Annotated in this window: 20 protein-coding genes and 1 pseudogene; 7 read left to right on the forward strand and 14 right to left on the reverse strand. The window is 69.2% G+C overall.

Going from position 1 to position 22,331, the window contains the following annotated elements; genetic code table 11:
- Nucleotides 1–45 precede the first annotated feature (45 nt).
- From ACFVJS_RS14185 to ACFVJS_RS14200, 4 genes are all read right to left on the reverse strand, one after another.
- Nucleotides 46–999, reverse strand: coding sequence for an electron transfer flavoprotein subunit alpha/FixB family protein (locus ACFVJS_RS14185; RefSeq protein ID WP_378881094.1), 954 nt, complete (start codon nucleotides 997–999; stop codon nucleotides 46–48).
- A 23-nt stretch (nucleotides 1,000–1,022) separates the two neighbouring features.
- On the reverse strand, nucleotides 1,023–1,823 hold the full coding sequence (locus ACFVJS_RS14190) for an electron transfer flavoprotein subunit beta/FixA family protein (RefSeq protein WP_378881097.1): 801 nt from the start codon (nucleotides 1,821–1,823) through the stop codon (nucleotides 1,023–1,025).
- 111 nt (nucleotides 1,824–1,934) lie between these two features.
- Nucleotides 1,935–2,270: a hypothetical protein gene (locus ACFVJS_RS14195; RefSeq protein ID WP_378881099.1), complete on the reverse strand. Its 336-nt coding sequence runs from the start codon at nucleotides 2,268–2,270 to the stop codon at nucleotides 1,935–1,937.
- Nucleotides 2,271–2,275: 5 nt separating this feature from the next.
- Nucleotides 2,276–3,055 carry an enoyl-CoA hydratase/isomerase family protein gene (locus ACFVJS_RS14200; RefSeq protein ID WP_378881102.1) on the reverse strand — a complete coding sequence of 260 codons (780 nt, stop codon included), beginning with the start codon at nucleotides 3,053–3,055 and terminating at the stop codon, nucleotides 2,276–2,278.
- Nucleotides 3,056–3,195: 140 nt separating this feature from the next.
- Here ACFVJS_RS14200 and ACFVJS_RS14205 point away from each other — a divergent pair, with 140 nt between their 5' ends.
- On the forward strand, nucleotides 3,196–6,615 hold the full coding sequence (locus tag ACFVJS_RS14205; RefSeq protein WP_378881105.1) for a M36 family metallopeptidase: 3,420 nt from the start codon (nucleotides 3,196–3,198) through the stop codon (nucleotides 6,613–6,615).
- A gap of 255 nt (nucleotides 6,616–6,870) precedes the next feature.
- Here ACFVJS_RS14205 and ACFVJS_RS14210 read toward each other — a convergent pair whose 3' ends face one another.
- The 5 genes from ACFVJS_RS14210 to ACFVJS_RS14230 all read right to left on the reverse strand — a co-directional run bounded on the left by ACFVJS_RS14210 (nucleotide 6,871) and on the right by ACFVJS_RS14230 (nucleotide 11,180).
- Entirely contained in the window at nucleotides 6,871–7,878 is a 1,008-nt protein-coding gene (locus tag ACFVJS_RS14210) for a DUF222 domain-containing protein (protein WP_378881107.1), read from the reverse strand.
- Complete coding sequence (locus ACFVJS_RS14215) at nucleotides 7,879–8,133, reverse strand: hypothetical protein (RefSeq protein WP_378881110.1); 255 nt, start codon at nucleotides 8,131–8,133, stop codon at nucleotides 7,879–7,881.
- Nucleotides 8,134–8,434: 301 nt separating this feature from the next.
- Entirely contained in the window at nucleotides 8,435–9,694 is a 1,260-nt protein-coding gene (locus ACFVJS_RS14220) for an MFS transporter (protein WP_378881112.1), read from the reverse strand.
- A 5-nt stretch (nucleotides 9,695–9,699) separates the two neighbouring features.
- Nucleotides 9,700–10,599 carry an RNA polymerase sigma-70 factor gene (locus tag ACFVJS_RS14225; RefSeq protein ID WP_378881115.1) on the reverse strand — a complete coding sequence of 300 codons (900 nt, stop codon included), beginning with the start codon at nucleotides 10,597–10,599 and terminating at the stop codon, nucleotides 9,700–9,702.
- On the reverse strand, nucleotides 10,596–11,180 hold the full coding sequence (locus ACFVJS_RS14230) for a carboxymuconolactone decarboxylase family protein (RefSeq protein WP_378881118.1): 585 nt from the start codon (nucleotides 11,178–11,180) through the stop codon (nucleotides 10,596–10,598). The genes ACFVJS_RS14225 and ACFVJS_RS14230 overlap by 4 nt, the downstream gene beginning before the upstream one ends.
- An 82-nt stretch (nucleotides 11,181–11,262) precedes the next feature.
- On the opposite strand from ACFVJS_RS14230, the gene ACFVJS_RS14235 reads away from it, so the two are divergent.
- Nucleotides 11,263–12,006, forward strand: coding sequence for an NUDIX domain-containing protein (locus tag ACFVJS_RS14235; RefSeq protein WP_378881121.1), 744 nt, complete (start codon nucleotides 11,263–11,265; stop codon nucleotides 12,004–12,006).
- A 24-nt stretch (nucleotides 12,007–12,030) separates the two neighbouring features.
- Here ACFVJS_RS14235 and ACFVJS_RS14240 read toward each other — a convergent pair.
- Nucleotides 12,031–12,894: pseudogene (locus tag ACFVJS_RS14240) on the reverse strand (EamA family transporter); the annotation flags it as partial.
- A gap of 46 nt (nucleotides 12,895–12,940) precedes the next feature.
- Between ACFVJS_RS14240 and ACFVJS_RS14245 the strand changes: the two are divergent.
- Nucleotides 12,941–13,867, forward strand: coding sequence for a LysR family transcriptional regulator (locus ACFVJS_RS14245; protein WP_378881124.1), 927 nt, complete (start codon nucleotides 12,941–12,943; stop codon nucleotides 13,865–13,867).
- On the opposite strand, the gene ACFVJS_RS14250 is transcribed toward ACFVJS_RS14245, so the two are convergent.
- The 4 genes from ACFVJS_RS14250 to ACFVJS_RS14265 form a co-directional block, all read right to left on the reverse strand.
- Nucleotides 13,840–14,796, reverse strand: a complete 957-nt coding sequence (locus ACFVJS_RS14250) for a co-chaperone YbbN (RefSeq protein ID WP_378881127.1) — start codon at nucleotides 14,794–14,796, stop codon at nucleotides 13,840–13,842. The genes ACFVJS_RS14245 and ACFVJS_RS14250 overlap by 28 nt on opposite strands.
- 23 nt (nucleotides 14,797–14,819) lie before the next feature.
- Nucleotides 14,820–15,326 carry a PH domain-containing protein gene (locus ACFVJS_RS14255; protein ID WP_378881129.1) on the reverse strand — a complete coding sequence of 169 codons (507 nt, stop codon included), beginning with the start codon at nucleotides 15,324–15,326 and terminating at the stop codon, nucleotides 14,820–14,822.
- Nucleotides 15,327–15,414: 88 nt separating this feature from the next.
- Entirely contained in the window at nucleotides 15,415–16,359 is a 945-nt protein-coding gene (gene meaB / locus ACFVJS_RS14260) for a methylmalonyl Co-A mutase-associated GTPase MeaB (RefSeq protein WP_378881136.1), read from the reverse strand.
- 12 nt (nucleotides 16,360–16,371) lie between these two features.
- Nucleotides 16,372–17,559, reverse strand: a complete 1,188-nt coding sequence (locus ACFVJS_RS14265; protein WP_378881139.1) for an acetyl-CoA C-acetyltransferase — start codon at nucleotides 17,557–17,559, stop codon at nucleotides 16,372–16,374.
- Nucleotides 17,560–17,703: 144 nt separating this feature from the next.
- Between ACFVJS_RS14265 and mce the strand changes: the two genes are divergently transcribed.
- The 4 genes from mce (at nucleotide 17,704) to ACFVJS_RS14285 (ending at nucleotide 22,302) form a co-directional block, all read left to right on the forward strand.
- Nucleotides 17,704–18,153, forward strand: a complete 450-nt coding sequence (gene mce, locus ACFVJS_RS14270; RefSeq protein WP_378881142.1) for a methylmalonyl-CoA epimerase — start codon at nucleotides 17,704–17,706, stop codon at nucleotides 18,151–18,153.
- 127 nt (nucleotides 18,154–18,280) lie between these two features.
- Nucleotides 18,281–19,621, forward strand: coding sequence for a crotonyl-CoA carboxylase/reductase (gene ccrA / locus ACFVJS_RS14275; protein ID WP_378881145.1), 1,341 nt, complete (start codon nucleotides 18,281–18,283; stop codon nucleotides 19,619–19,621).
- A 144-nt stretch (nucleotides 19,622–19,765) separates the two neighbouring features.
- Nucleotides 19,766–21,103, forward strand: a complete 1,338-nt coding sequence (locus ACFVJS_RS14280) for a hypothetical protein (RefSeq protein WP_378881151.1) — start codon at nucleotides 19,766–19,768, stop codon at nucleotides 21,101–21,103.
- A complete protein-coding gene (locus tag ACFVJS_RS14285) occupies nucleotides 21,100–22,302 on the forward strand; it encodes an AI-2E family transporter (protein ID WP_378881154.1) in 1,203 nt (400 codons plus the stop codon). The genes ACFVJS_RS14280 and ACFVJS_RS14285 overlap by 4 nt, the downstream gene beginning before the upstream one ends.
- Nucleotides 22,303–22,331: the final 29 nt, after the last annotated feature.

A 22,331-nucleotide genomic window follows, 5' to 3' on the forward strand; every position in this document is an offset into this window, starting at 1 on the left:
AGCCGTGCTCGGAGGCGGGTTTTCGGGATGTACGTCACACCTTGATCAGCCCTTGGCGGCCTTCACAGCCTCGGTGACGGCCGGGAGGACGGTGTGGAGATCGCCCACCACGCCGAAGTCGACGAGCTCGAAGATCGGCGCCTCCTCGTCCTTGTTGACCGCGACGATGGTCTTCGAGGTCTGCATACCGGCACGGTGCTGGATCGCGCCGGAGATGCCGTTGGCCACGTAGAGCTGCGGAGAGACGGTCTTACCGGTCTGGCCGACCTGGAAGGTGTGCGGCATCCAGCCCGAGTCGACCGCGGCACGCGAGGCGCCGACGGCGGCACCCAGGGCGTCGGCGAGACCCTCGACGGCGGAGAAGTCGCCGCCGGTGCCACGACCACCGGAGACCACGATCGCGGCCTCGGTGAGCTCGGGACGGCCAGAGGCCTTGCGCGGCTGGGAGGCGACGATCTGCGCGGTCTTGGCGGCGTCGGAGATGGTCACGTCGAACGGGGTGACCACGGCAGCGCCGGCCTTCTCGACCGGAGCGGCCGAGTTGGGCTTGACCGTGATGATCGGGGTGCCCTTGGTGACCTTGCCCTTGACGGTGTAGTTGCCGGCGAAGACGGACTGGGTCGCCGCACCGGACTCGTCGAGGTCGACGGCGTCGGTGATCAGACCGGAGTCGAGCTTGATCGCCAGGCGGGCGGCGACCTCCTTGTTCTCCGCGGAGGAGGGCAGCAGGATCGCGGCCGGGGAGGCGGAACCGGCCAGCTGCGCGAGCGCCTCGGCCTTCGGGGCGACCAGGTAACCCTTGATCTGGGCGTCGTCGATGACGTAGACCTTCTCGGCGCCGTAGCCCTTGACGGCCTCCGCGGCACCGGCGGCACCGTCGGCGCCACCGATGTAGACCGCGGACGGCTCGCCGAGCTTGGCGGCCAGGGTGAGCAGCTCGTAGGTCGGCTTCTTGACCTGACCATTCACGTGGTCGATGAGAACGAGAACTTCAGCCATGATTCAGATATCCCTTCTCGGCCTCAGATGAACTTCTTGGACGCGAGGAACTCGGCCAGCGCCTTCGCGCCCGAGCCGTCCTCGTCGGTGACGATCTCGCCGGCGGTGCGCGGCGGGCGGGCCGCCGTCTCCTCGACCGCGGTGTAGGCGGCGCCGAGACCGACCTGGGAGGCGTCGACACCGAGGTCGGCCAGCGACCAGGTCTCCAGCGGCTTCTTCTTGGCCGCCATGATGCCCTTGAAGGACGGGTAGCGGGCCTCGCCGGACTGGTCGGTGACCGAGAGGACCAGCGGCAGGGTGCCGCCGATGACCTCGGTGGCGACGTCGCCGTCACGCTTGATCCGGACCTGGTCGCCCTGGGTCTCGACGACCGAGGCCAGGGTGACCTGCGGCAGACCGAGGCGCTCGGCCAGCATCGCCGGGACGACGCTCATACCGGCGTCGGTCGAGGCCAGACCGCCGACCACGAGGTCGACCTTCGTCTCGGCGCCGAGCTTCTCGATCGCCTTGGCGAGCACCAGGGAGGTGGCGATGGCGTCGGAGCCGGCGATCGCGTCGTCGACGATGTGGATGCCCTTGTCGGCGCCCATCTGCAGCGCCTTGCGGACCGCAGCCTCGGCCGCCTCCGGACCGACGGTCAGAGCGGTGACGGTGATCTCCTCGCCGTCACGCTTCTCCTTGATCTGCAACGACTGCTCAACCGCGTACTCATCGAGCTCGGAGAGCAGACCGTCGACGTTCACGCGGTCGACGGTGAAGTCGTCCTCGAACTGCCGGTCCGCGGTCGCGTCCGGCACGTACTTCACAAGCACAACAATGTTCATGGTGGTGCGGCCTTGCCGGCCCCTCCTGGAATGGTCGTAGTTCGCCAGCGATGTTACCCGTCAGTCACATAGCGACGACAGGTGCCTACGCGTTGAGAATGTCACATGGTCTCAGGGCCTGATGAACCCGGCCACGATCCGGCCGACGATCAGCCAGGCCAGCGCGCCGAGTCCCCAGTTGAACAGGGCGTTCTTGATCTCCGCGTCCTCGCCCCCGAACTGCTTGATGCCGTTCTCCCGCGAGAACAGGCCGAGGTCGGCGGTGTCGGCGGCGTTGAGCACGAAGTCGACCAGTGAGTTGGCCTGGTTGGCCTTGAGAGCGATCAACAGGGCCCCGATAGCCAGCGCGAGCGCGGCGATCAGCGCGATCACCCAGACCACCCTGGAGGCGTAGGACCGCACGGTGTGGACCACACCCGGACCGGAAGACGTCTTGGTGTCGGACACGGGGTTCACTTCCCTTCGAAGGTTGCTTTGCCGGGGCCGTTCTCCAGGAACGATGCCATCCCGGTCTGGGAGTCCTGCGTCGCGAACACGCCGGCGAACTGCTGCTGCTCGATGGCGAGCCCGGTGGCGAGGTCCACTCCGAGCCCCTTGTCGATCGCCGTCTTCGCCGCCGCCAGAGCGTACGGGGCCGCCTTCGTGAACTGGCTCGCCCACGCGAGCGCCTCCTCATAGACCGAGGCCGCCGGCACGAGCCGGTCGGCCAAGCCGATTGCAAGCGCCTCGTCAGCCTTGACGAAGCGGCCCGAGAAGATCAGATCCTTGGCCTTGGACGGCCCGACCAGCCGCGCCAGCCGCTGGGTGCCACCGGCACCCGGGATGATGCCGAGCAGCACCTCCGGCTGGCCGAAGGTGGCGTCATCGGCGGCGATCCGGAAGTCGGCCGCGAGCGCCAGCTCGCAACCGCCCCCGAGCGCATAGCCGGTCACCGCGGCGACCACCGGCTTGGGAATCTCCGCGACCGCCGTCACCGCGGCCTGCACGCCCGCGACCCGCTTGGCCATCTCGGAGTAGGTGAGGCCGGCCATCTCCTTGACGTCGTTGCCGGCGGCGAAGAGCTTCTCGCCGCCGTAGACGACCACCGCGCGTACGTCATCGTCGGCCGCCGCCTCGGTCGCGACCTCGAGCAGCTCGGCCTGCACCTGGAAGCTGATCGCGTTCATCTTCGGCCGGTCGAGACGGATCGTGCCGATGCCATCCTCGACGGTGAGGTTGACGAAGTCACCCATCGTGGCGCTCCCCTGTCTGTGAAGGCGGTTACATGTGTCCGGAACACTATCGGGTGACCTGCACCTCGTGTGTGCCGGTACGCGGTACAGACGTTGCGTGTATCCCGTAACGCGAGCCGGTAAAGGGACGTTTGGCCCATATGACCGAAACACGTTCCAGTCGCAACCGGGTGATCCTCGGTGCCGCGCTGAGCCTCGCCCTCGGCGCATTCGTACTGGCGACGCCGGTCTCGGGTGCCGCGCTCTCCACTACTGATGACACTGCCAACACCACGGCCGACGTGGCTCGCTCCGGCGGGCTTCTCGGTCACGAGGCCGATGCCGGCCTGGACGTACGCGACCGCGTACTGCCCACCTCGACCCAGGAGTCCGCGGCCAAGGCCCTGGACGCCGTCGACATCCGCTGGAACGCCCACGGGACTCCGACCTCGCTGATCACTGACGACGGCGTGCTGGCCGCGGCCGGCTCCTCGGATCCCGTCGCCGCCGCCCGGGGCTTCCTCGCCGACAACGCGGCCGTCTTCGGACTCACCGCCGCCCAGCTGGACGACCTCGAGCTGGTCAGCGACCAGAAGCTGGCCGGGGGCGGCGGCCATGCGGTGCTCTTCCGACAGACCTACGACGGCCTGCCGGCAGCCACCGAGGGCCTGGTCACCGTCGGCGTCGCCGACGGTGACATCACCTATGTCTCCTCCTCGCTGTCGAAGGTGACCGGCACCCCGGCGAAGGCCGAGCTCAGCCCGACCGAGGCGTGGCTGAAGGCGGCGGCCTCGGCCGGACGCCCGGTCGCCGCCTCGAAGGTCGGCGAGATCGTCACCGACGCGGCCGCGAAGCTGACCGACTGGACGAAGCTGTCCGTGCCCGGCCTGGCGACCGAGCAGCTGGTGCGGCTGCGGGCGTTCCCGGTCCCCGGTGAGGGCGTACGCCCCGTCTTCCAGGCCACCGTCGTCGACTCCGCCGCCGCCACCCTGCTGGGGCAGACGGTGCTGGTCGACGCGGTCACCGGCGAGGTGCTGTGGCGCCACGACAACGTCGACCACGAGAACGACGTCGAGGGCCCGTTCACGGGCACCGCGCTGGGCGCCTGCGGCCCCAAGCACACCTTCGAGATCACCGACGACAAGACGCGCACGATCGCCGCGGTCGCCGTCGGCCTGCCCACGGACGACTTCACGGTGAAGCTCTTCGCCCCCGACGGGCGGCTGCTCGTGGAGGGTGACCTGCTCACCAGCCCCGAGACGGCAACCTACACGGCCGAGAAGATCGACCCCGGGACGTACGCGGTCCAGGTCTGCCCCTTCGACGACTCGCTCCTGGTGGGCAGCTACACGGTGACGGTTGCGTCCTCCGACGCCGGCGCGGAGACCGGTGATCTGCCGGGCAGCAACCCGCGCTGGTCCTACTTCCCAGGCACCCCCGACGCCGCCTCGACCGGCGGCGACGCGGTTCCGACCAACGACGTGATCGCCTGCTGGACCAAGGTCGCCGAGTGCACCGGTCCCGAGCTGAAGAGCCTGGCCAACGCCGGCCCGTGGGACACGCTGCTCAACACGACCGTCGGCGTGCCGAGCCTGACCACGATCGGCAACAACGCCAACACCCACGAGGGCTGGCTCTCGCCGATCGGACCGGTCGGCCTTGCGCAGGCCCCGGTCTCACCGGTGCGTGACTACTCCGGCACCTTCACCGACGCGTGGAACAACTCCAAGTGCTCGCCGACCACGCTGGTCCCCGGCGGCAACGACGTGAACTACGTGGTCGGCAATCTCTTCGCCAGCCACAACCGGATGCACGACTGGTCCTACTTCCTCGGCTTCACCGAGGAGAACTACAACCTGCAGACCGACAACCTCGCCCGTGGCGGACGCGGCGGCGATGCCGAGGTCGGCAACGCCCAGGCCGCGGCGCTCGACTCGCAGGTCATCGAGCAGACGGGCATACTGACCGGCCGCAACAACGCCAACCAGCTCACCCTGATGGACGGGGTGCCGGGCATCACCAACCAGTACCTCTTCCAGCCTGCCGCCGGCGCCTTCTACGCACCCTGCACCGACGGCTCGCTCGACTTCGGGATCGTGGGCCACGAATACACCCACGCCATCTCGAACCGGATGGTCGGCGGCCCCGACGACGGGCTGACCTCGGAGCAGGGCGGCGCGATGGGTGAGTCCTGGAGCGACCTGGCCGCGGCCGAGCACATGTTCGCCCACGACCTCTACAACGGCGGCAGCCCGTGGGCCGTCGGCTCCTACGCCACCGGCAACACCGACACCGCGATCCGTAACTTCGCGATCGACAGGAACCCGCTCAACTTCTCCGACGTGGGCTACGACAGCACCGGACCTCAGGTTCACGCCGACGGCGAGATCTGGAACGGCACGATGTGGTCGGTGCGTCAGGCGTTGGTCGACAAGTACAACGCGACCTACCCCTACGCCGACAAGGCCCTGCAGCGGCGCTGCTCGGTCGGGACCATGACGGCCTCGCCGCTCGCCGCCGACAAGTGCCCCGGCAACCGCCGCTGGATCCAGCTGGTCTTCGACTCGTTCCTGCTCCAGCAGGGCGCGACCTCCATGCTCGACGCCCGCGACGCCTTCCTCGCCGCCGACCAGATGCGCTTCGGCGGTGCCAACCGCCAGGTGATCGCGGACGCGTTCGCCCGGCGCGGCATGGGCCGTTACGCCACCACGACCGCCGACGACCACGAGCCGACCCCGAGCTTCGCCTCACCGGCCTCGCGCAACGTCAAGGTCACCTTCAGCGCGCCCTCCGGCACGCCGGGGAAGGTGTACGTCGGCCGCTTCGAGGCCCGGGCCACGCCCATCGCGGACACCCTGGTCGACACCGCGACGGGGTCGGTGGCGCACTTCGTCCCAGGGACGTACGAGTTCCTCTACGTCACCAAGACCGGGGGCGCCCAGCGCAAGACCGTCACGATCTCTCCGGCGGAGGTCACCAAGACGGTCTCCTTCGCGTCGAGCACCAACCTCGCCGCGGCCGCCAAGGGAGCGACGGTGATCGCCTCGACCGAGGGCTCCCGCAACCCGGACGCGTTGATCGACGGTACGGAGGGCACCAACTGGGGCGGGGTGACCGAGGGCAACGTCGACGAGACCATGCCGTCGATCGCCGTCGACCTGGCCGGCGGCACGCACACGGTGACCCGGGTGAACGTGAGCGCCTACCTCTCCCCCGCCACCGAGACGGATGCCGACTCGGGCTCGCGCTTCACCGCCCTGCGAAAGTTCGCGCTGGAGGCCTGCGTCTCCGCCTGCAACACCGCCGGTGCGACCTGGAAGCGCTTCTACACCTCGGCCGACGACGCCTTCCCCGGAAAGCGCCCGAGGCCGGTCGCCCCCAACCTCAACCTGCGTTCCTTCGACGTCCCCGACACCGCCGCTGCCGCGGTTCGTCTGGTGGCGCTGGAGAACCAGTGCACGGGCTACGACGGCTACGCCGGTGAGCAGGACGCCGACCCGACCACCACGACCGACTGCAAGACCGGGTCGGACCGAGGGACGATCGTCCACGCTGCTGAGCTGCAGGTCTTCGGTCAGTGAGTCCGTAGGCGTCTCGGTGTCCTGCGGGGTGGGGCACCGAGACGCCGTTCGGGTTTTTCCGCGGGGGTTCGTTTGATGTCGGCTCGGAGGCTGGTGGTCGCCGACCCGTTACGCAGGGTGTTCTCGACGAACTTCGGTACGGGCTTGGGAGCCGTGGCCATTGCTCTGGGCAGGCAGACGTGTCTCGTCGGGCTTTTACTAGACGATGACACCTTGTGAATGCTTCACAAGGGACGAGCCAATGCCCTCAGTACCTCAGGTACGTCGGGTGAACCGGATCCGACCGTCCGGCAGGCGCTCGTATCCGTAGTTGGGGTCGTGGATCCGTCGATGGTCACTGCCACACAGGAGGACCATGTTTTCGAGGTCGGTGCGGCCGCCTTCGGACCAGGGTTTCAGATGATGTGCCTCAGTCCAGGCCGCCGGGGCGTCACAGTCTTCGGCTTGGCAGCACTTGTCGCGTAGCCGAAGTGCGCGGTGTTGAATCGGATGAGCCAACCGCGCGGTCCGGCCGAAGTCGAGGATCTCGGAGTCGGTGCCCAACACCACTGGGACGAGGTCGGCGTTGCACGCCATCCGGCGGGCCTCGGCGGCGGTGATCTGATCCCCGTCGAACCCCAACGCGGCGGTGCCGAGGTCGGCACGGAGCTGATCGAGGGTCATGGTGATGAACGCCGTGGTCGCGTGGCCGCCGTGACGCGGGAGCTGGTCGACGTCGTAGGTCTCGACCACCCAGGCGAACGCCTGACCCAGCAACCGGTCATAGGGCGCCTTGACGCCCCTGTCCTGAGCCGAGAGCTTCCGTGGCTGCGCCAGGGAGTCCAAGATCGTGCGCAACCGGACACCGACCGCACGAGACACCCGGGCGTGGATGTCGACGGTCCCGTCCCCGTTGTCGCGGGAGGAGAAGAACGTGCGCCGCGCAGCCCGTTCTTCCTCACGCTGAAGCGCCTTGGCTTCAGCGGCCTCGAACCGTTCCGGGTCGATCTCGACCAGGATCCGCTGCCCGACGATCTTCAACTCGTTCGCCGTCAACCGGGTGGCGTAGTCCACCAGCAGCTTCTCCGCCAGGACCAGGTCTTCGCCGCTGGCGGCGGGATCGGTCTCGATCGCATCCAGGGCCTTGGTGATCACCCGCGCTTTGTCCTGGGACACCACCCCCTCGGCCAGACCCTCTGCGACACGGTCGTACTTCGCCACCCCAGCCGCGAGTTTGATCTGGGACCGCGCGACCGCCTTATCGACCAGCAGCTCGGTCCGCAATCACCCCGAGGCGTCTTGGGCACCGGTCTCTTCGGCGATGTCATCAGCCGACGCGAGGACCCGGAGCTTCAACGCGGCCTGCTGGGCCTGCAGCTTCTCCAACCTCTCGAGGAGGTCCTTCTTCTGCCCGGTCCGCCAATAGACGGGATCACTCGCGAGCAAGTCTTGAACGGAGGATTCGATCGAGGTCAGGGCAGCGTCGACCAGGTCGCCGGGGTTGATGCCCCAGTGGTCGATCTCGCGCCCGAGACTCATCACGATCCTCCCTCTCAGAGGTGTGCTGCGATGGCCCTAGTTCTACCCGAGAACCACCCCTGCGAGAACCTATTTTCCCAGGTCAAACACCACTTTTGCGGTCAGCGAACGACCCTCTTCTGCTGCGCCACACCCGGGCCGCCGCCCCGATAGCCAGCCAAGTTTTTTCTCGCCGGACCCCGGTGTCAAGGACCGCGAAAGCGGCCGGCGAAGCCGGCGGCCGAAGGCCGTCCTTGACTCCGGGTCCGGCGAGAACACCCTCAAGGAAAGGTCGGCGGCCCACACCGGCCACAAAGAAGAGTCACCGCGCCTCCCTCACCCCAAGCGCAACCCCAGCAAGCCCCCCAGCCACCAAAACACCCCCAGCCAGAACCCAGTACAACGCGTCGTACCCACCCAGAGCAGAAGCAACCCCAGCCCCCAACGCCGGAGCAAGCGCGCCCGCAACCCCCGCAGGCGCCGAGTAGACCCCGTTGAGCGCCGCGTACCTCTCCGGCCCCCACACGTCACTGACAACCGTGGCCGAGATGAGCGTGTAGAGCCCGCGAGCGGTCCCGGTGAGCACCGAAACGAGGATCATCACCCAGCCCACCGCGGGCAGCAATGGCAGCAGCGCGACGGACGCCGCGAACCACAGCACGCCCCCGATCATCCGGGCCCGGACGCCGAAGCGTCGCGCCAGCAGCGGATAGAAAGCGCGACCGGCGACCTGACCCGCGCCGCCGAGCCCGAGCGCCCAGGCGGCCGTGGTCGCGCTCAGTCCGTGCTCGACGAGGAACGGCACCAGGTGCACGATCGAGGCGAACACGACCATCGTGACCAGCGTGCCCGCCAGCGTGAGCAGGACGAACCGACGGCTCTGCAGCACCTCTCGGTCCCGCACCGGACGACCGTCCTCGACCGGAGCAGCCGGCTCCGCGCTGCGCGCGGTCACTCCCTCGCTCGGCACGAGCGGACGAGCAAGCTCGCCGCTCGACCTCGCTCCGGTCGTCTCCCACGCCAGATCGAGGACCACGATGCTCGGCACGAACGTCAGCAGCACGAAGGCACCGGCCAGGATCACGTACGTCCACCGCCACTCCACCCACCCCGCCAGCGCATCGGTGAGCGGCGCGAAGATCGTCGAGGCGAACCCACCGGCGAGGGTGAGCGTCGTGATCGCATCCACCCGCCGCGACCCGAACCACTGCGTCAGCGCCGCGAACGCCGGCGGGTAGAAGGTCCCGGCGCTCGAGAGCCCGACCAGCAGCCATCCGAGGGCGAAGATCCAGTACGAAGGTGCAGCAGCGACCACCAGCAGGGCCAGCGTCCCCAGCAGGCTGGCGCCGGCCATCACCCAGCGCGGTCCGAAGCGCTGGATGACCCGCCCGACGGGGATGCCCGCGACCGCCCCCACGAGCGTGCCGGCGGAGAAGGCGGTGGTGATCGCGGCCGCCGACCATCCGGTGGCCTCGACGATCCGTGGCTGCAGCACGGTGAAGGCGTAGTAGAGGACGCCGTACGCCGCCGTGACGGTCACGCAGAGCGTGACCAGCACAGCGCGCAGCGAACGGCTCCCCACCTACGTCAGCGTTCCAGATGGACCTGTTCGACGACGCCGCTGAGCTTGGACGGGTTGCGGACGTAGTAGAGCCCGGTGACCAGGCCGTCCTCGACGTGCAGGGTGACGACGCCGTCGACCTCCTCGCCGAAGTAGAGCAGCATCCCGGGAGCGCTGTTGACGCTGGCCATCTCGAACCTGGGAACGCCGTACTTCGTCGCCAGCCCCGCGAAGAACCGCAGCACCTTCTCGGCGCCGTGGATCGGCTTGCGGGCCGCCTGCACCACACCGCCACCGTCGGAGAAGAGCACGACGTCCGGCGCCAGCACGTCCAGCAGCGACTGCAGGTCGCCGCCGGTCGCGGCGTCCCGGAACCGCTCCAGCGCGTGGCGCGCCTCGGCCGCCGAGACCGACTCCCGCGGGCGACGCTCGGCGACGTGGGCGCGTGCCCGGTGGGCGATCTGCCGCACCGCCGCAGGCGACTTGTCGACCGCGGCCGCGATCTCGTCGTAGCCCAGCGCGAAGACCTCGCGCAGCACGAAGACCGCCCGCTCGGTCGGCGAGAGCGTCTCGAGCACCAGCAGCACCGCGGTCGAGAGCGAGTCGGCGAGCTCGGCGTCCTCGGCGACGTCCGGCGAGGTCAGCAGCGGCTCGGGCAGCCACGGACCGACGTACGTCTCCTTGCGGCGCGACAGCGTCCGGATGCGGTTGAGGGCGAGCCGGGTCGTGATCCGCACCAGGTAGGCGCGCTGGTCGCGCACCTCCTCCAGCGGCACGTCGGCCCACCGCAGCCAGGTCTCCTGCAGCACGTCCTCGGCATCGGCGGCGGAGCCGAGCATCTCGTAGGCGACGGTGAAGAGGAGGTTGCGATGGGCGACGAAGGCCTCGGTCGCGGCATCCGCGCCCACCCGGTGGGACTCGCTCATGCGTCCGACCCTACCGACGCCGGCGCCAGCGGGATCTCGCACACGTCGGAGTAGCCCTGGCTCTGCAGGCCGGCGGCCGAGTTGAACCGCGAGCGCATGTTCTCCAGTGCGATCATCTGGGTCAGCTCCACGACCGCCTCGGTGCCGAGCTTGTCGATCAGGGTCGAGACCATCTCGTCGGTGACGGTCAGCGGCGTGGACGACATCGCTTCGGCGTACTCGATCACCTGTCGCTCCGTCTCGTCGAAGACGTCGGAGGTCCGCCACACCTGAACCTGGCTGATCTTCTCCAGGTCGAGGTTCTCGTTGCGGGCGAGGTAGTAGCCGAAGTCGAGGCACCAGCTGCACCCGATCGTGCTCGCCGCCGCCATCTCGGCAAGTGACTTGTACGTCGGGTCGAGCGCGTCCCACTTCCCGACCTTCCTCTCGAACCCCATCACCGCGCGCAGCACCGGCTTGTGGTGGAAGTAGACATAGCCGACGTCGGGGACCTCGCCGTACATCTTCCTGCTCACCCGCCTCACCACGGCACCGTAGAGACCGGTCAGATCTGCCTTCGGGATCCTGAACGTGCTGGGCATCGTCGCCCTCCTCGTGGGGTCGGAGCATCTCGTCACCGTCCAGACACCGACAACCGTCAGGTTGTGACACTAGGGTGGTCGCGTGAGCGAGCCAGAGACGACGACGGTGGCGGAGGGTGTTGCCCGGATCGAATGGGCCGCGGGCGAGGCCGTCGATGTCGTACGCCGCGAGGTGGCCGCCGCGCTGCTCACCCACCATCGGGTGGAGGCGCTGGTCGACCCGGACGACACCGTCGAGCAGCGCACCGCGACCTGGGCAGGGCTCCACCGCGAGGGCCTGCTCCGAGGCGTGACGGGCGGCAAGGACCGGATGCTCTACGCCCGGGTGGCCAGCGACGCGCCGGTCGAGGCCCCCGAGGGCTTCCGGGCGTTGCTCAACTCCTTCCTCCCGCGCAAGCGCGCGATCGGCCAGATGCTGGTGCGCGACCCCGACGACCGCGTGCTGATGTGCCAGCTGACCTACAAGAAGGACTGGGACCTCCCCGGCGGCATCGTCGAGGTCGGTGAGTCACCGAAGCTGGCGACCACCCGCGAGATCGAGGAGGAGCTCGCCCTCGTGCTCCCTGCCGGCGACCTGCTGCTCACCGACTGGCTGCCTCCGTGGGGTGGCTGGGACGACGCCGTCTGCCTGGTCTTCGACGGTGGTGTCCACCCGTCCTCGATCGTCGAGCGGACCACCCTTCAGCCTCGCGAGATCCGCTCAGTGGCGTTCTGCACCCTCGACGAGGTCCGCGAGCGGGCGGCCGACTTCACCGCGCGCCGGGTCGAGGCCGCCCTTGCCGCGCTGGGCGGCGGTCCGGCCTACACCGAGTCGGGGCGGGCGTAGCACTCCCTGGGCGACGAGCGCCCCGAGCACCAGCAGAGCGCCGCCGGCGAGCTCGCCGGCACTCGGCACCTCACCCAGCAGCAGCCACGCGGAGCCGATGGCGACCGGCGGCACCAGCAGGATCCACGGCACCACCGACGACGCCGGGTGCCGCGCCAGCAGCGAGTTGAAGATCCCGTAGCCGACGAACGAGGCGAGCACCACCGTGTAGGCCGTGGAGACGAGCGCCTCCCAGCCGAAGGCGGCCACCCCGTCGAGTACGCCCTCGGGCCCGTCGATCACCAGCGAGAGCAGCAGCAGCGGGACGGGCACGACCAGCGCTGACCAGACCGTCAGGGAGAGCCCGCCGGGCACCTTGGCCGCCCGGGAGATCACGTTGCCGATCGCCCAGGACAGCGCGGCGAGCAAGCACAGCACGAGCGCCACGACGGGTACGTGCCCGCCTCGGCCCAGCGCGACCACGAGCAGCCCGACGGCACCGGCGACGACCCCGACGACCTGCAGAAGGCTCGGCCGCTCACGCAGCACGCCGGCCGCGATGACGATGGTCAGCACGACCTGCGCCTGGAGCACCAGCCCGGCGAGGCCGGGTGGCATCCCGGCGGCCATGCCGGTGTAGAGCAGCCCGAACTGGCCGAGACTCATGAAGACCCCGACCGCCGCGACCACCCGCCAGGACGCCTTCGGCCGCGGGAGCAGGAAGACCGCCGGGAACGCGACCAGCACGAACCGCACCGCGAGCAGCAGCAGCGGCGGCACCGCATGCCCGTCACGCGTCTCGAGGCCCCAGTCGATGACGACGAAGTTGAAGCCCCACAGGACGGCGACGAGGACGGCGAGCAGCGAGTCACGACGAGTCACATCCACCAGGATGAAGGCAAAGATCATGAAGCACCAGCGAATGATTCTTCAACGAATGACGTAGCATCGCTTCATGATCGACCTCTCCGCGCTCGTCGCCCTCCGCGCCGTCGACACCCACGGCTCGGTGGTGGCGGCCGCCGACGCCCTGGGGTTCACACCCAGCGCCGTGTCGCAGCAGGTCAAGCGGCTCGAGCGGCAGGTCGGCGTACCTCTCCTCGAGCGGATCGGGCGCGGCGTCATGCTCACCCACGCGGGCCGCCACCTGGTCGACGAGGGCTCCCGGCTGCTCGCCGACATGGAGTCGCTGGAGTCCGGGCTGCACGAGCAGGCCACGACCGTGGCCGGGCGGCTGCGGCTGACCGCGTTCTCCACGGCGATGCGCGGGCTGATCGCGCCGGTCGCGGGCGAGCTCCGCACCGCCCATCCCGACCTCGTCCTCACCCTCTCCGAGCGGGAGCCGTGGGACACCGTCGACCTGGTCGCGACCGGTCACAGCGAGATCGGCGTCGTGCACTCCTGGGGCGACGTGCCGCTCTCCATCCCCGACCACCTCGTCACCACCGAGCTCCACCGCGACGTCGCCGACGTGATCGCCCATCGCGACCACCCGCTCGCCCAGCTCGCCAAGGTGACCCCGCACGACCTCGTCGCCGAGGACTGGATCGCGACGCCGGAGGGCACGATCTGCCGGCAGTGGCTGAACCGGATGTACGCCGGCACCGGTCGGCTACCGCGGATCGCGCACGTCTCAATGGAGTTCGACAGCCATCTGGCGCTGGTGCGGGCCGGCCTCGGGATCGCGCTCGTCCCGCGCCTGGGACGCGCGGAGCTGGGCGAGGACCTGATCGCCGTACGCGTCGTCGACCCGGTCCCCACCCGCGAGATCCTCGCGCTGCACCGGCGCACCATGGCCGCCTCACCTGCGGTCACCGCGGTGCTCGCGGCGCTAGCGGCCCGGAACGGTCGAGATCAGAACAGCGCGGAGGCCAGCGACTGACGACCCTTGAGCACTCGCTCGTCGTCGTTGCCGACCGCGGCGAAAAGCCCCAGCAGGTGCTCGCGCGCCTTGTTGCGGTCGTCGCCCGACGTACGCCGCACCAGCTCGACCAACCGGAGGAAGGAGTCCTCCACGTGGCCACCGAGCAGGTCCAGGTCGGCGACGAGGGTCTGCGCGTCGACGTCCTCGGGCGCGGCCGCGGCCGCGGCACGAGCGGCGTTGAGGTCGACCCCCTGCGTACGCTGCAGGACCTTGGCCATCGCCAGGCCCGCGGCGGCCTCGGAGTCGGCGGGGTTGGAGGCGATCAGCTTCTCGTACTCGGCCACGGCGGCGTCGATGTCACCGCGCTCCAGCGCGTCCTGGGCCGGGGCGTAGCGCGGGTCGAGCGCCGGCTCGGCGCCCTCCTCCGCCGCACCGCCGCCGATGGCGTTGGGCTTGTGTCGCCCGCCGATGCCCTGGGTGGTGAGCTGCTGACCGAGCTGCTGGAAGACCGTGCGCAGCTCGTCGAGCTTGAGCGCGCCCGGGATCGGCTGGGTGACCGGTCGGCCGTCGAGCAGGATGTAGAGCAGCGGCACCTGGGGCACCTGCAGCGCCTGCGCGATCTGCAAGTTCTTGTCGATGTCGACCAGGCCGACCAGGAACCGGCCGTCGTACTCCTCCACGACCGTCGACACGTCACGCGCGTAGGTGACGCTCTCGGGGGCACGGGAAGCGGAGTAGAAGACCAGCACGACCGGCGCGGTCATCGACGCCTCGAGCACGGACTGGAAGATCTGCTCGTCGACCTCGACGGTGTAGGAGCCGGCGCTCCGCCCCTGGGCGGGAGCCGCATCGGCCGGACCGCCGAAGGGGGTGTCCTGAGCGGGGCTGGTGCTGGCGAGCCCGGAGAGGTCGACAGCTCCGGGACGGGAGAACGGCTGCTGCGTCATGCGGTCAATCCTAAGAGGACGGTCTACCCGACACTGCCACGGAGGCCCGCACGCTGGACGACGCGCTGGATCGTCAGGTCACGCTCGTTGGGCCGACCGACGAAGTAGATGTTGTTGAGCCCCTGCTCCTGGGCGGCCGACTCGAAGACGAAGTGGCCGTAGTTGAAGATCTGGCCGGTGAACGACTGCTTCACGGTGATGTCGAGGACTCGCGACAGCGGCATGGTCGCCAGCTCGCTCGAGAGCACGCCGTGGACGCGGAAGATGCGCATGTTGGTGACCACGAACCGGTCCCGGCTGACCACCAGCGACCGCCAGAACGCGTGACCGACCAGCGCGAAGGCGAGCAGCACGATGATCCAGGCGACGTTCATGTCGATCGTCGCCGCGACGATCATCAGCGCCAGGCCGAGGATCGCCTCGGCCACCGGCCTGATGTAGGACACCCAGTGATGGGTGACCTCGTCGACGACGACCTCACCTTCGTCTCGCAGAAGGTGCTTGGAGATGTCGACACCGAAGAGGTTCACACCGGCAACGATAGTGACTCCGCGGAGCCGGAGTCGACAGAACAAGCCGTACGCCGGGACAACTCCCGCCGAAAGCCCGGTGACAGGGCTATTCGGCGAGGAGCGTGTCCGCGGCGGCGTACGGGTCCTTCTCGCCCGTGACGACCTTCTCCGCGAGGGCGTCCAGGTCGCTCGACGACCCGACGGTCGCCCATCTCGCCCGGAGTGTCTCGACGGCGATGGCCTCGATCTCGGCCCGCGCCCGACGCGTACGCCGCGCCAGCAGCGTGCCGCTGGACCCGAGCCAGGCCCGATGCTCGTCGAGCGCGGCGACCACGTCGGCCAGCCCCTTGCCGGACTGGGCCACGGCGGTGAGGACCGGCGGCGTCCAGGCGCCCTCGGGGCGGTCGGAGAGACGCAGCATCCCGCGCAGGTCGCGCTGGACCTTGGTCGCCCCTTCCCGGTCGGCCTTGTTGACGACGTAGAGGTCGCCGATCTCCAGGATCCCGGCCTTCGCCGCCTGGATACCGTCGCCCATCCCGGGGGCGAGCAGGACCACGGTCGTGTCGGCGAGGCCGGCGATCTCCACCTCGGACTGGCCGACGCCGACGGTCTCGACCAGCACCACGTCGAAGCCGGCGGCATCGAGCACGCGGATGGCCTGCGGGGCCGACCAGGCCAGCCCACCGAGGTGGCCCCGGGAGGCCATCGAGCGGATGAAGACGCCGGGGTCGGTGGCGTGGTCGGTCATCCGGATCCGGTCACCCAGCAGGGCACCACCGGAGAACGGAGAGGACGGGTCGACGGCCAGCACCGCCACCGTGCGCCCCGCGGAGCGCAGCTCGCGGACCAGTGCGGAGGTGGTCGTCGACTTCCCGACCCCCGGCGCACCGGTGAGCCCCACGATCTGGGCGTGCCCGCCGTGCGGGGCGAGCGCCGCCATCACCTCGCGGAGCCGTTCTCCCCCACCGACGGGGGCGTTCTCGACGTACGACACCAGCCGCGCGACCGCCCGGGGCTCACCGCCCCGGGCGCGCGCGACCAGGTCGCTCACATCACCGATGGCTCACGCCTTGGGCACACGCACGATCAGGGCGTCACCCTGACCGCCACCGCCGCACAGCGCCGCCGCACCGGTGCCACCGCCGCGGCGCTTGAGCTCGTGCGCCAGGTGGAGGACGACGCGCGTGCCGGACATGCCGACGGGGTGGCCGAGCGCGATCGCGCCGCCGTTGACGTTGACGATCTCCGGGTCGAGGCCGAGCTTCTTGGTGGACTCGATGCCGACGGCCGCGAACGCCTCGTTGAACTCGACCAGGTCGAGGTCGGCGGCGGTGATGCCCTCCTTCTCCAGGGCCTTGGCCGTGGCGTTGGCCGGCTGCAGCTGCAGCGAGGAGTCCGGGCCGGCGACCATGCCGTGGGCGCCGATCTCGGCCAGCCACTCCAGGCCGAGCTCCTCGGCCTTCTCCTTGCTCATCACCACGACGGCAGCGGCGCCGTCGGAGATCTGCGAGGCGGAGCCGGCGGTGATGGTGCCCTCCTTGGAGAACGCCGGACGGAGCTTGGCCAGCGACTCGACGGTGGTGTCGCCGCGCACGCCCTCGTCGGCGCTGATGACGATCGGCTCGCCCTTGCGCTGCGGGATCGTCACCGGGACGATCTCGTCGTCGAAGACGCCGTTCTTCTGGGCTGCGGCGGCACGCTGGTGGGAGGTCGCGGCGAACGCGTCCTGCTCCTCGCGGGTGAGCTTCACACCCTCGGCGTTGACCTGCTCGGTGAGCCCGCCCATGGCCTGCTGGGTGAGCTGGTCGTAGAGCGCGTCGTAGGCCATCGAGTCCACCAGGGTGGTGTCGCCGTACTTGAAGCCCTCGCGGGACTTCGGCAGCAGGTGCGGCGCGTTGGTCATCGACTCCATGCCGCCCGCGACGATGATCTCCGCCTCGCCCGCGCGGATCAGCTGGTCGGCCATGGCGATGGTGTTGAGGCCGGAGAGGCACACCTTGTTGATGGTGATCGACGGGATGTTCATCGGCAGCCCGCCGGCGATGCCGGCCGCGCGCGCCGGGTTCTGACCGGCGCCGGCCTGGATGACCTGGCCCATGATCAGGTAGTCGACCTGGTCGGGCGAGACGCCTGCCTTCTCCAGGGCGCCCTTGATGGCGACGCCGCCCAGATCGGCTGCGGACAGGCTCTTGAGCCCGCCGAGGAGGCGGCCGATCGGCGTACGTGCCCCGGCGACGATGACGTTGGACATGGGTCCTCCAAGAATGTTGGTGGTGCTGATCTGCCACTGAGGTTACTTATTAGTAACCTCAGTGGGAAGAGAGATGACAGCAGCATGGTGTGGCTGTCATCACACATTGTGCCCCCTGGGCCCGACCTGAAGGAGAGTAGGCCCATGACATCCGTCGAGATCCCACCCCACCTGTTCACCCAGATCGACCACGTCGGCCTCGCGGTCGCCGATCTGGACGCGGCGATCGACTTCTACGAGAAGACCTTCGGCATGAAGCTCGCGCACCGGGAGACCAACGAGGAGCAGGGCGTCGAGGAGGCGATGATCGCCATCGGCGACTCCGACAACAAGCTGCAGCTGCTCGCCCCGCTCAACGAGAGCAGCACCATCGCCAAGTTCCTCGACCGCAACGGCCCGGGCATGCAGCAGCTGGCCTACCGGGTCACCGACGTGGAGCAGGTCTCCGCGATCCTCCGGGAGCGCGGCGTACGCCTCCTCTACGACGCACCGCGGCGCGGCACCGCCGACTCCCGGATCAACTTCATCCACCCCAAGGACGCCGGCGGCGTCCTGGTCGAGCTCGTCGAGCCGGCCGCGAACCCGGCCCACTGACGCCACCACGGCACGTGAACGATCCAAGAGTCATGTGTCACATCAGGCTGGCGTTAACGGTTACTCACCAGTAATGTCCAGCGAAATAGCCTCAACCGCGACCCCTACGACGACGCAGGAGCCGACCATGCAGAAAATCCTCGACGCGATCCTTGCCGGTGACACCCCCGGCGAGGAGTTTGCGAACCTCGAGATCCCCGACCACTACCGTGCCGCCACCGTCCACAAGGACGAGGTCGACATGTTCGAGGGCGTCGCGACCAAGGAGAAGGACCCCCGCAAGTCCCTCCACGTCGAGGACGTCGCCCTCCCCGAGCTCGGCCCGGGCGAGGCGTTCGTCGCGGTGATGGCCTCGGCGATCAACTACAACACCGTGTGGACCTCGATCTTCGAGCCGGTCTCCACCTTCGGGTTCCTGGAGCGCTACGGCAAGGAGTCCGAGCTCGGCGCCCGCCACAACCTGCCCTACCACATCGTCGGCTCCGACCTGTCCGGCGTCGTGCTGAAGGTCGGCGCGGGCGTGACCAAGTGGAAGCCGGGCGACCGCGTCGTGGCCCACTGCCTCTCGGTCGAGCTCGAGGCCCCCGACGGCCACGACGACACGATGATGGACCCCTCCCAGCGCATCTGGGGCTTCGAGACCAACTTCGGCGGTCTCGCCGACATCGCGATGGTCAAGGCCAACCAGTTGATGCCGAAGCCCGAGCACCTCACCTGGGAGGAGGCCGCCTCCCCCGGTCTGGTCAACTGCACCGCCTACCGCCAGCTCGTCTCCGCCAACGGCGGCAACATGAAGCAGGGCGACAACGTCCTGATCTGGGGCGCCTCCGGCGGTCTCGGTGGCTTCGCGACGCAGTACGCCCTCAACGGCGGCGCCAACCCGGTCTGCGTGGTCTCCAACGAGGAGAAGGCCAAGATCGTGCGCAACATGGGCGCCGAGATGGTCATCAACCGCTCGGAGATGGACTTCAAGTTCTGGAACGAGGACGGCACCCAGCAGAACCCGAAGGAGTGGCTGCGCCTGGGCAAGGCCATCCGCGAGCTCACCGGCGGCGAGGACATCGACATCGTCTTCGAGCACCCGGGCCGCGAGACCTTCGGCGCCTCGGTGTTCGTGACCCGCAAGGGCGGCACCATCACCACCTGCGCCTCGACCTCGGGCTACATGCACGAGTACGACAACCGCTACCTGTGGATGAACCTCAAGCGGATCATCTCCAGCCACTTCGCCAACTACCGCGAGTCGTGGGAGGCCAACCGCCTCATCGCCCAGGGCAAGATCCACCCGACCCTGTCGAAGACCTACACCCTGGAGGAGGTCGGCCAGGCCTCGCTCGACGTGCACCACAACAAGCACCAGGGCAAGGTCGGCGTGCTCTGCCTGGCCCCCGAGGAGGGTCTCGGCGTCCTCGACGAGGAGAAGCGCGCGGCCCACATCGACAAGATCAACCTGTTCCGCGGAATCTGAGACTCGTAGTCTCAGTAAATAGATCCCGGTTGAGACTGGATTCACGGCCGGTCTCCCCTTGCGCGAGGGGCGACCGGCCGTAGTCTTGCCCTTTGGGAGCAGAGGCAGCTCGTAGACGACCTAAGTGTGAGGAATCCGCCACAAATGACGAATGAGGGACTGTCCATCTTCAACGAGGCTTCAGAGCCTCGGAAGAACCCCGAGCAGGACTCGACCGAGACACAGGTCCTCCCCCGGGTCCCCGGTGCATCCGGCTCGCCCAACTCAGGCCACAACTCCCCACCACCGGCGCCTGGCTCGCTCCCAGCCTTCCCGGTCGTGCGACGTGGTGGTTACGACCCCGGCACCGTGAACGCCCGGGTCCAGCAGCTTCTCCAGGCCAACGGTCAGGGCCAGTCGGCCCTGCGCAACGCGCAGCGGCGTATCGCCGAGCTCGAGCGCAAGGTCAGCGACCTCAAGGCCGCCGCGGCGCAGAGCAACGAGGCCCCCTCCTACGCCTCGCTCGGTGGCCGCGCGAGCGCGATGCTCCGGCTGGCGGAGGAGGAGGCCGCGGCCGTCAAGGAGTCCGCCGAGAAGGAGGCCGCGGTCATCCGTGAGGCCGCCCAGCGCGAGGCCGCCGCGACCAAGGCGTCCGCCCAGCGTGACATCGAGTCGCTGCGTACGACGCACTACAAGGAGATCGACGACCACCGCGAGAAGGTGACCTCGGAGCTCCAGCAGGCCCGCTCGATGGTGCAGGCCGAGAGCGACGAGCTGCTCGCCGCCGCCAAGCGTGAGGCCGACCAGATCCGGCTCGCCGTGCAGCAGGAGGTCACCCAGCTGCGTACCTCGACCCAGCGCGAGGTCGAGAAGGCCCGCGCCGGCGCCGACCGCGAGGTGCAGGAGGCCCGGCGGATGCTCGCCGTCGAGCGCGAGCGTCTCGCCCGCGAGGCCGCCGACCACCACGACCAGGCGATGGCCGAGACCGCTCGCATCGTGACCGAGGGTGAGACCCGCGCCGCCGACGCCGAGGAGCGGGCCCGGATCGCCGCCCAGCACGTCGCCGACCAGCGCGCCGAGCTGGCCAAGGAGTCGGAGGGGATCATCGCGCGCGCCCGCCGCGACGCCGAGGCGATCCTGTCCAAGGCTCGTGCCGAGGCCGACCACCTCGCCTCCACCGCGACCGTCGAGGCCGAGAAGGGCCTCGCGATCATCAAGGCCGAGGTCGACCGTCTCACCAAGCGCCGCGACGCCATCGCCGCTCAGCTCTCCTCGCTCACCGACCTGGTCTCTGGGTTCGGCAAGACCGAGGACCCGGCCGAGCTCGAGGCGCCGAAGCCGCGCACCGAGGAGGAGGACATCGTCGACGGCGAGCTCGTTGTCGACGAGAGCGTCACCCTGGTCGACGACGAGGATCTCTCCGACGACTACGACGACTACGACGAGCCCTCGGAGAAGACCGCGATCCGAGAGCCCGAGACTGCGAAGTCCGAGAGCCGGTGAACGCGGCCGCTGCCGACCGTCCCACGGGCGGTCCTGACTCGACGCCTGCCCGGAGCGGCTCGCCCGAGGATCCGGCGGTCGACAGCGAGGCCGCGATCGACGTCGAGGAGCAACGGCCCGAGGAGGAGAGCGAGCGCGACAAGCGGTTCGGCAAGCCCGGACCGCCGTTCGACCGCAACTCGCCCTACCTCTTCGGGCTGCTCCTCGGCCTCGGCCTGCTGACCGCCTACGCGGCGGGCAACCTCCTCACCACGATGGGGAGCGTGATCCTCCAGGTGGTGGTCTCGCTCTTCATCGCAGCCGGGATCAACCCGATGGTGGTCTTCCTGCAGAAGCGGGGCTTCCCGCGGCCGTGGGCGGTCCTCACCGTCATCCTCGGGGTGCTGGGCGCGCTCGTGCTCTTCTTCGTGGCGCTGGTGCCGGTGATCAGCGACCAGGTCGCCAAGATCTCGGCCAACGTCCCCGACTGGATCGAGGAGCTCCAACGCAACCGGCGCATCCAGCAGCTCAACGAGGACTACCAGATCCTCGACAAGGTGCAGGAGTACGTCGCCAGCGGCGACTTCGTCAGCAGCGCCTTCGGTGGCGCGCTCGGCGTGGGCCTGGCGGTGATCAACGTGCTCGTCACGGCGTTCATCGTGATCGTGCTGACGCTCTACTTCATCGCGGCCTACGACCAGACGAAGAACGCGCTCTACCGTCTCGCCCCGGCCTCGCGCCGCGACCGGGTCAGCAAGCTCGGCGACCGGGTCTTCGACGGCATCGGCGGCTACGTCTCCGGCGCCTTCATCGTCGCGCTGTGCGCGGGGCTCTCGACGCTGGTGCTGCTCTTCGTCATCGGGATGGGCGAATACGCGGTGGCCCTGGCCTTCGTGGTGATGATCACCGACGTGATCCCGATGATCGGGGCAACCATCGGCGCGGTCATCGTCTGCGCGATCACGTTCGCGACGACCGACCTGAAGACGGGGCTGATCGCGGTCGTCTTCTACATCGCCTACCAGCAGTTCGAGAACTACGTCGTCTACCCGCGGGTGATGTCCCGCTCGGTCGACATCCCCGGCGTCGTCACCGTGATCGCGGCCCTCATCGGTGCCTCGCTCCTCGGCGTCGTCGGTGCGCTGCTGGCGATCCCGACGGCAGCAGCCGTGCTGATGCTGGTCCGCGAGGTCTACGTCAGAGCTCAGGACGAGCGCTAGGGCATGTCCTGCGGAGCGCCGCACGCACC

It is taken from the genome of Nocardioides sp. NPDC057772, from assembly GCF_042798075.1.
Taxonomy (GTDB): Bacteria; Actinomycetota; Actinomycetes; order Propionibacteriales; family Nocardioidaceae; genus Nocardioides.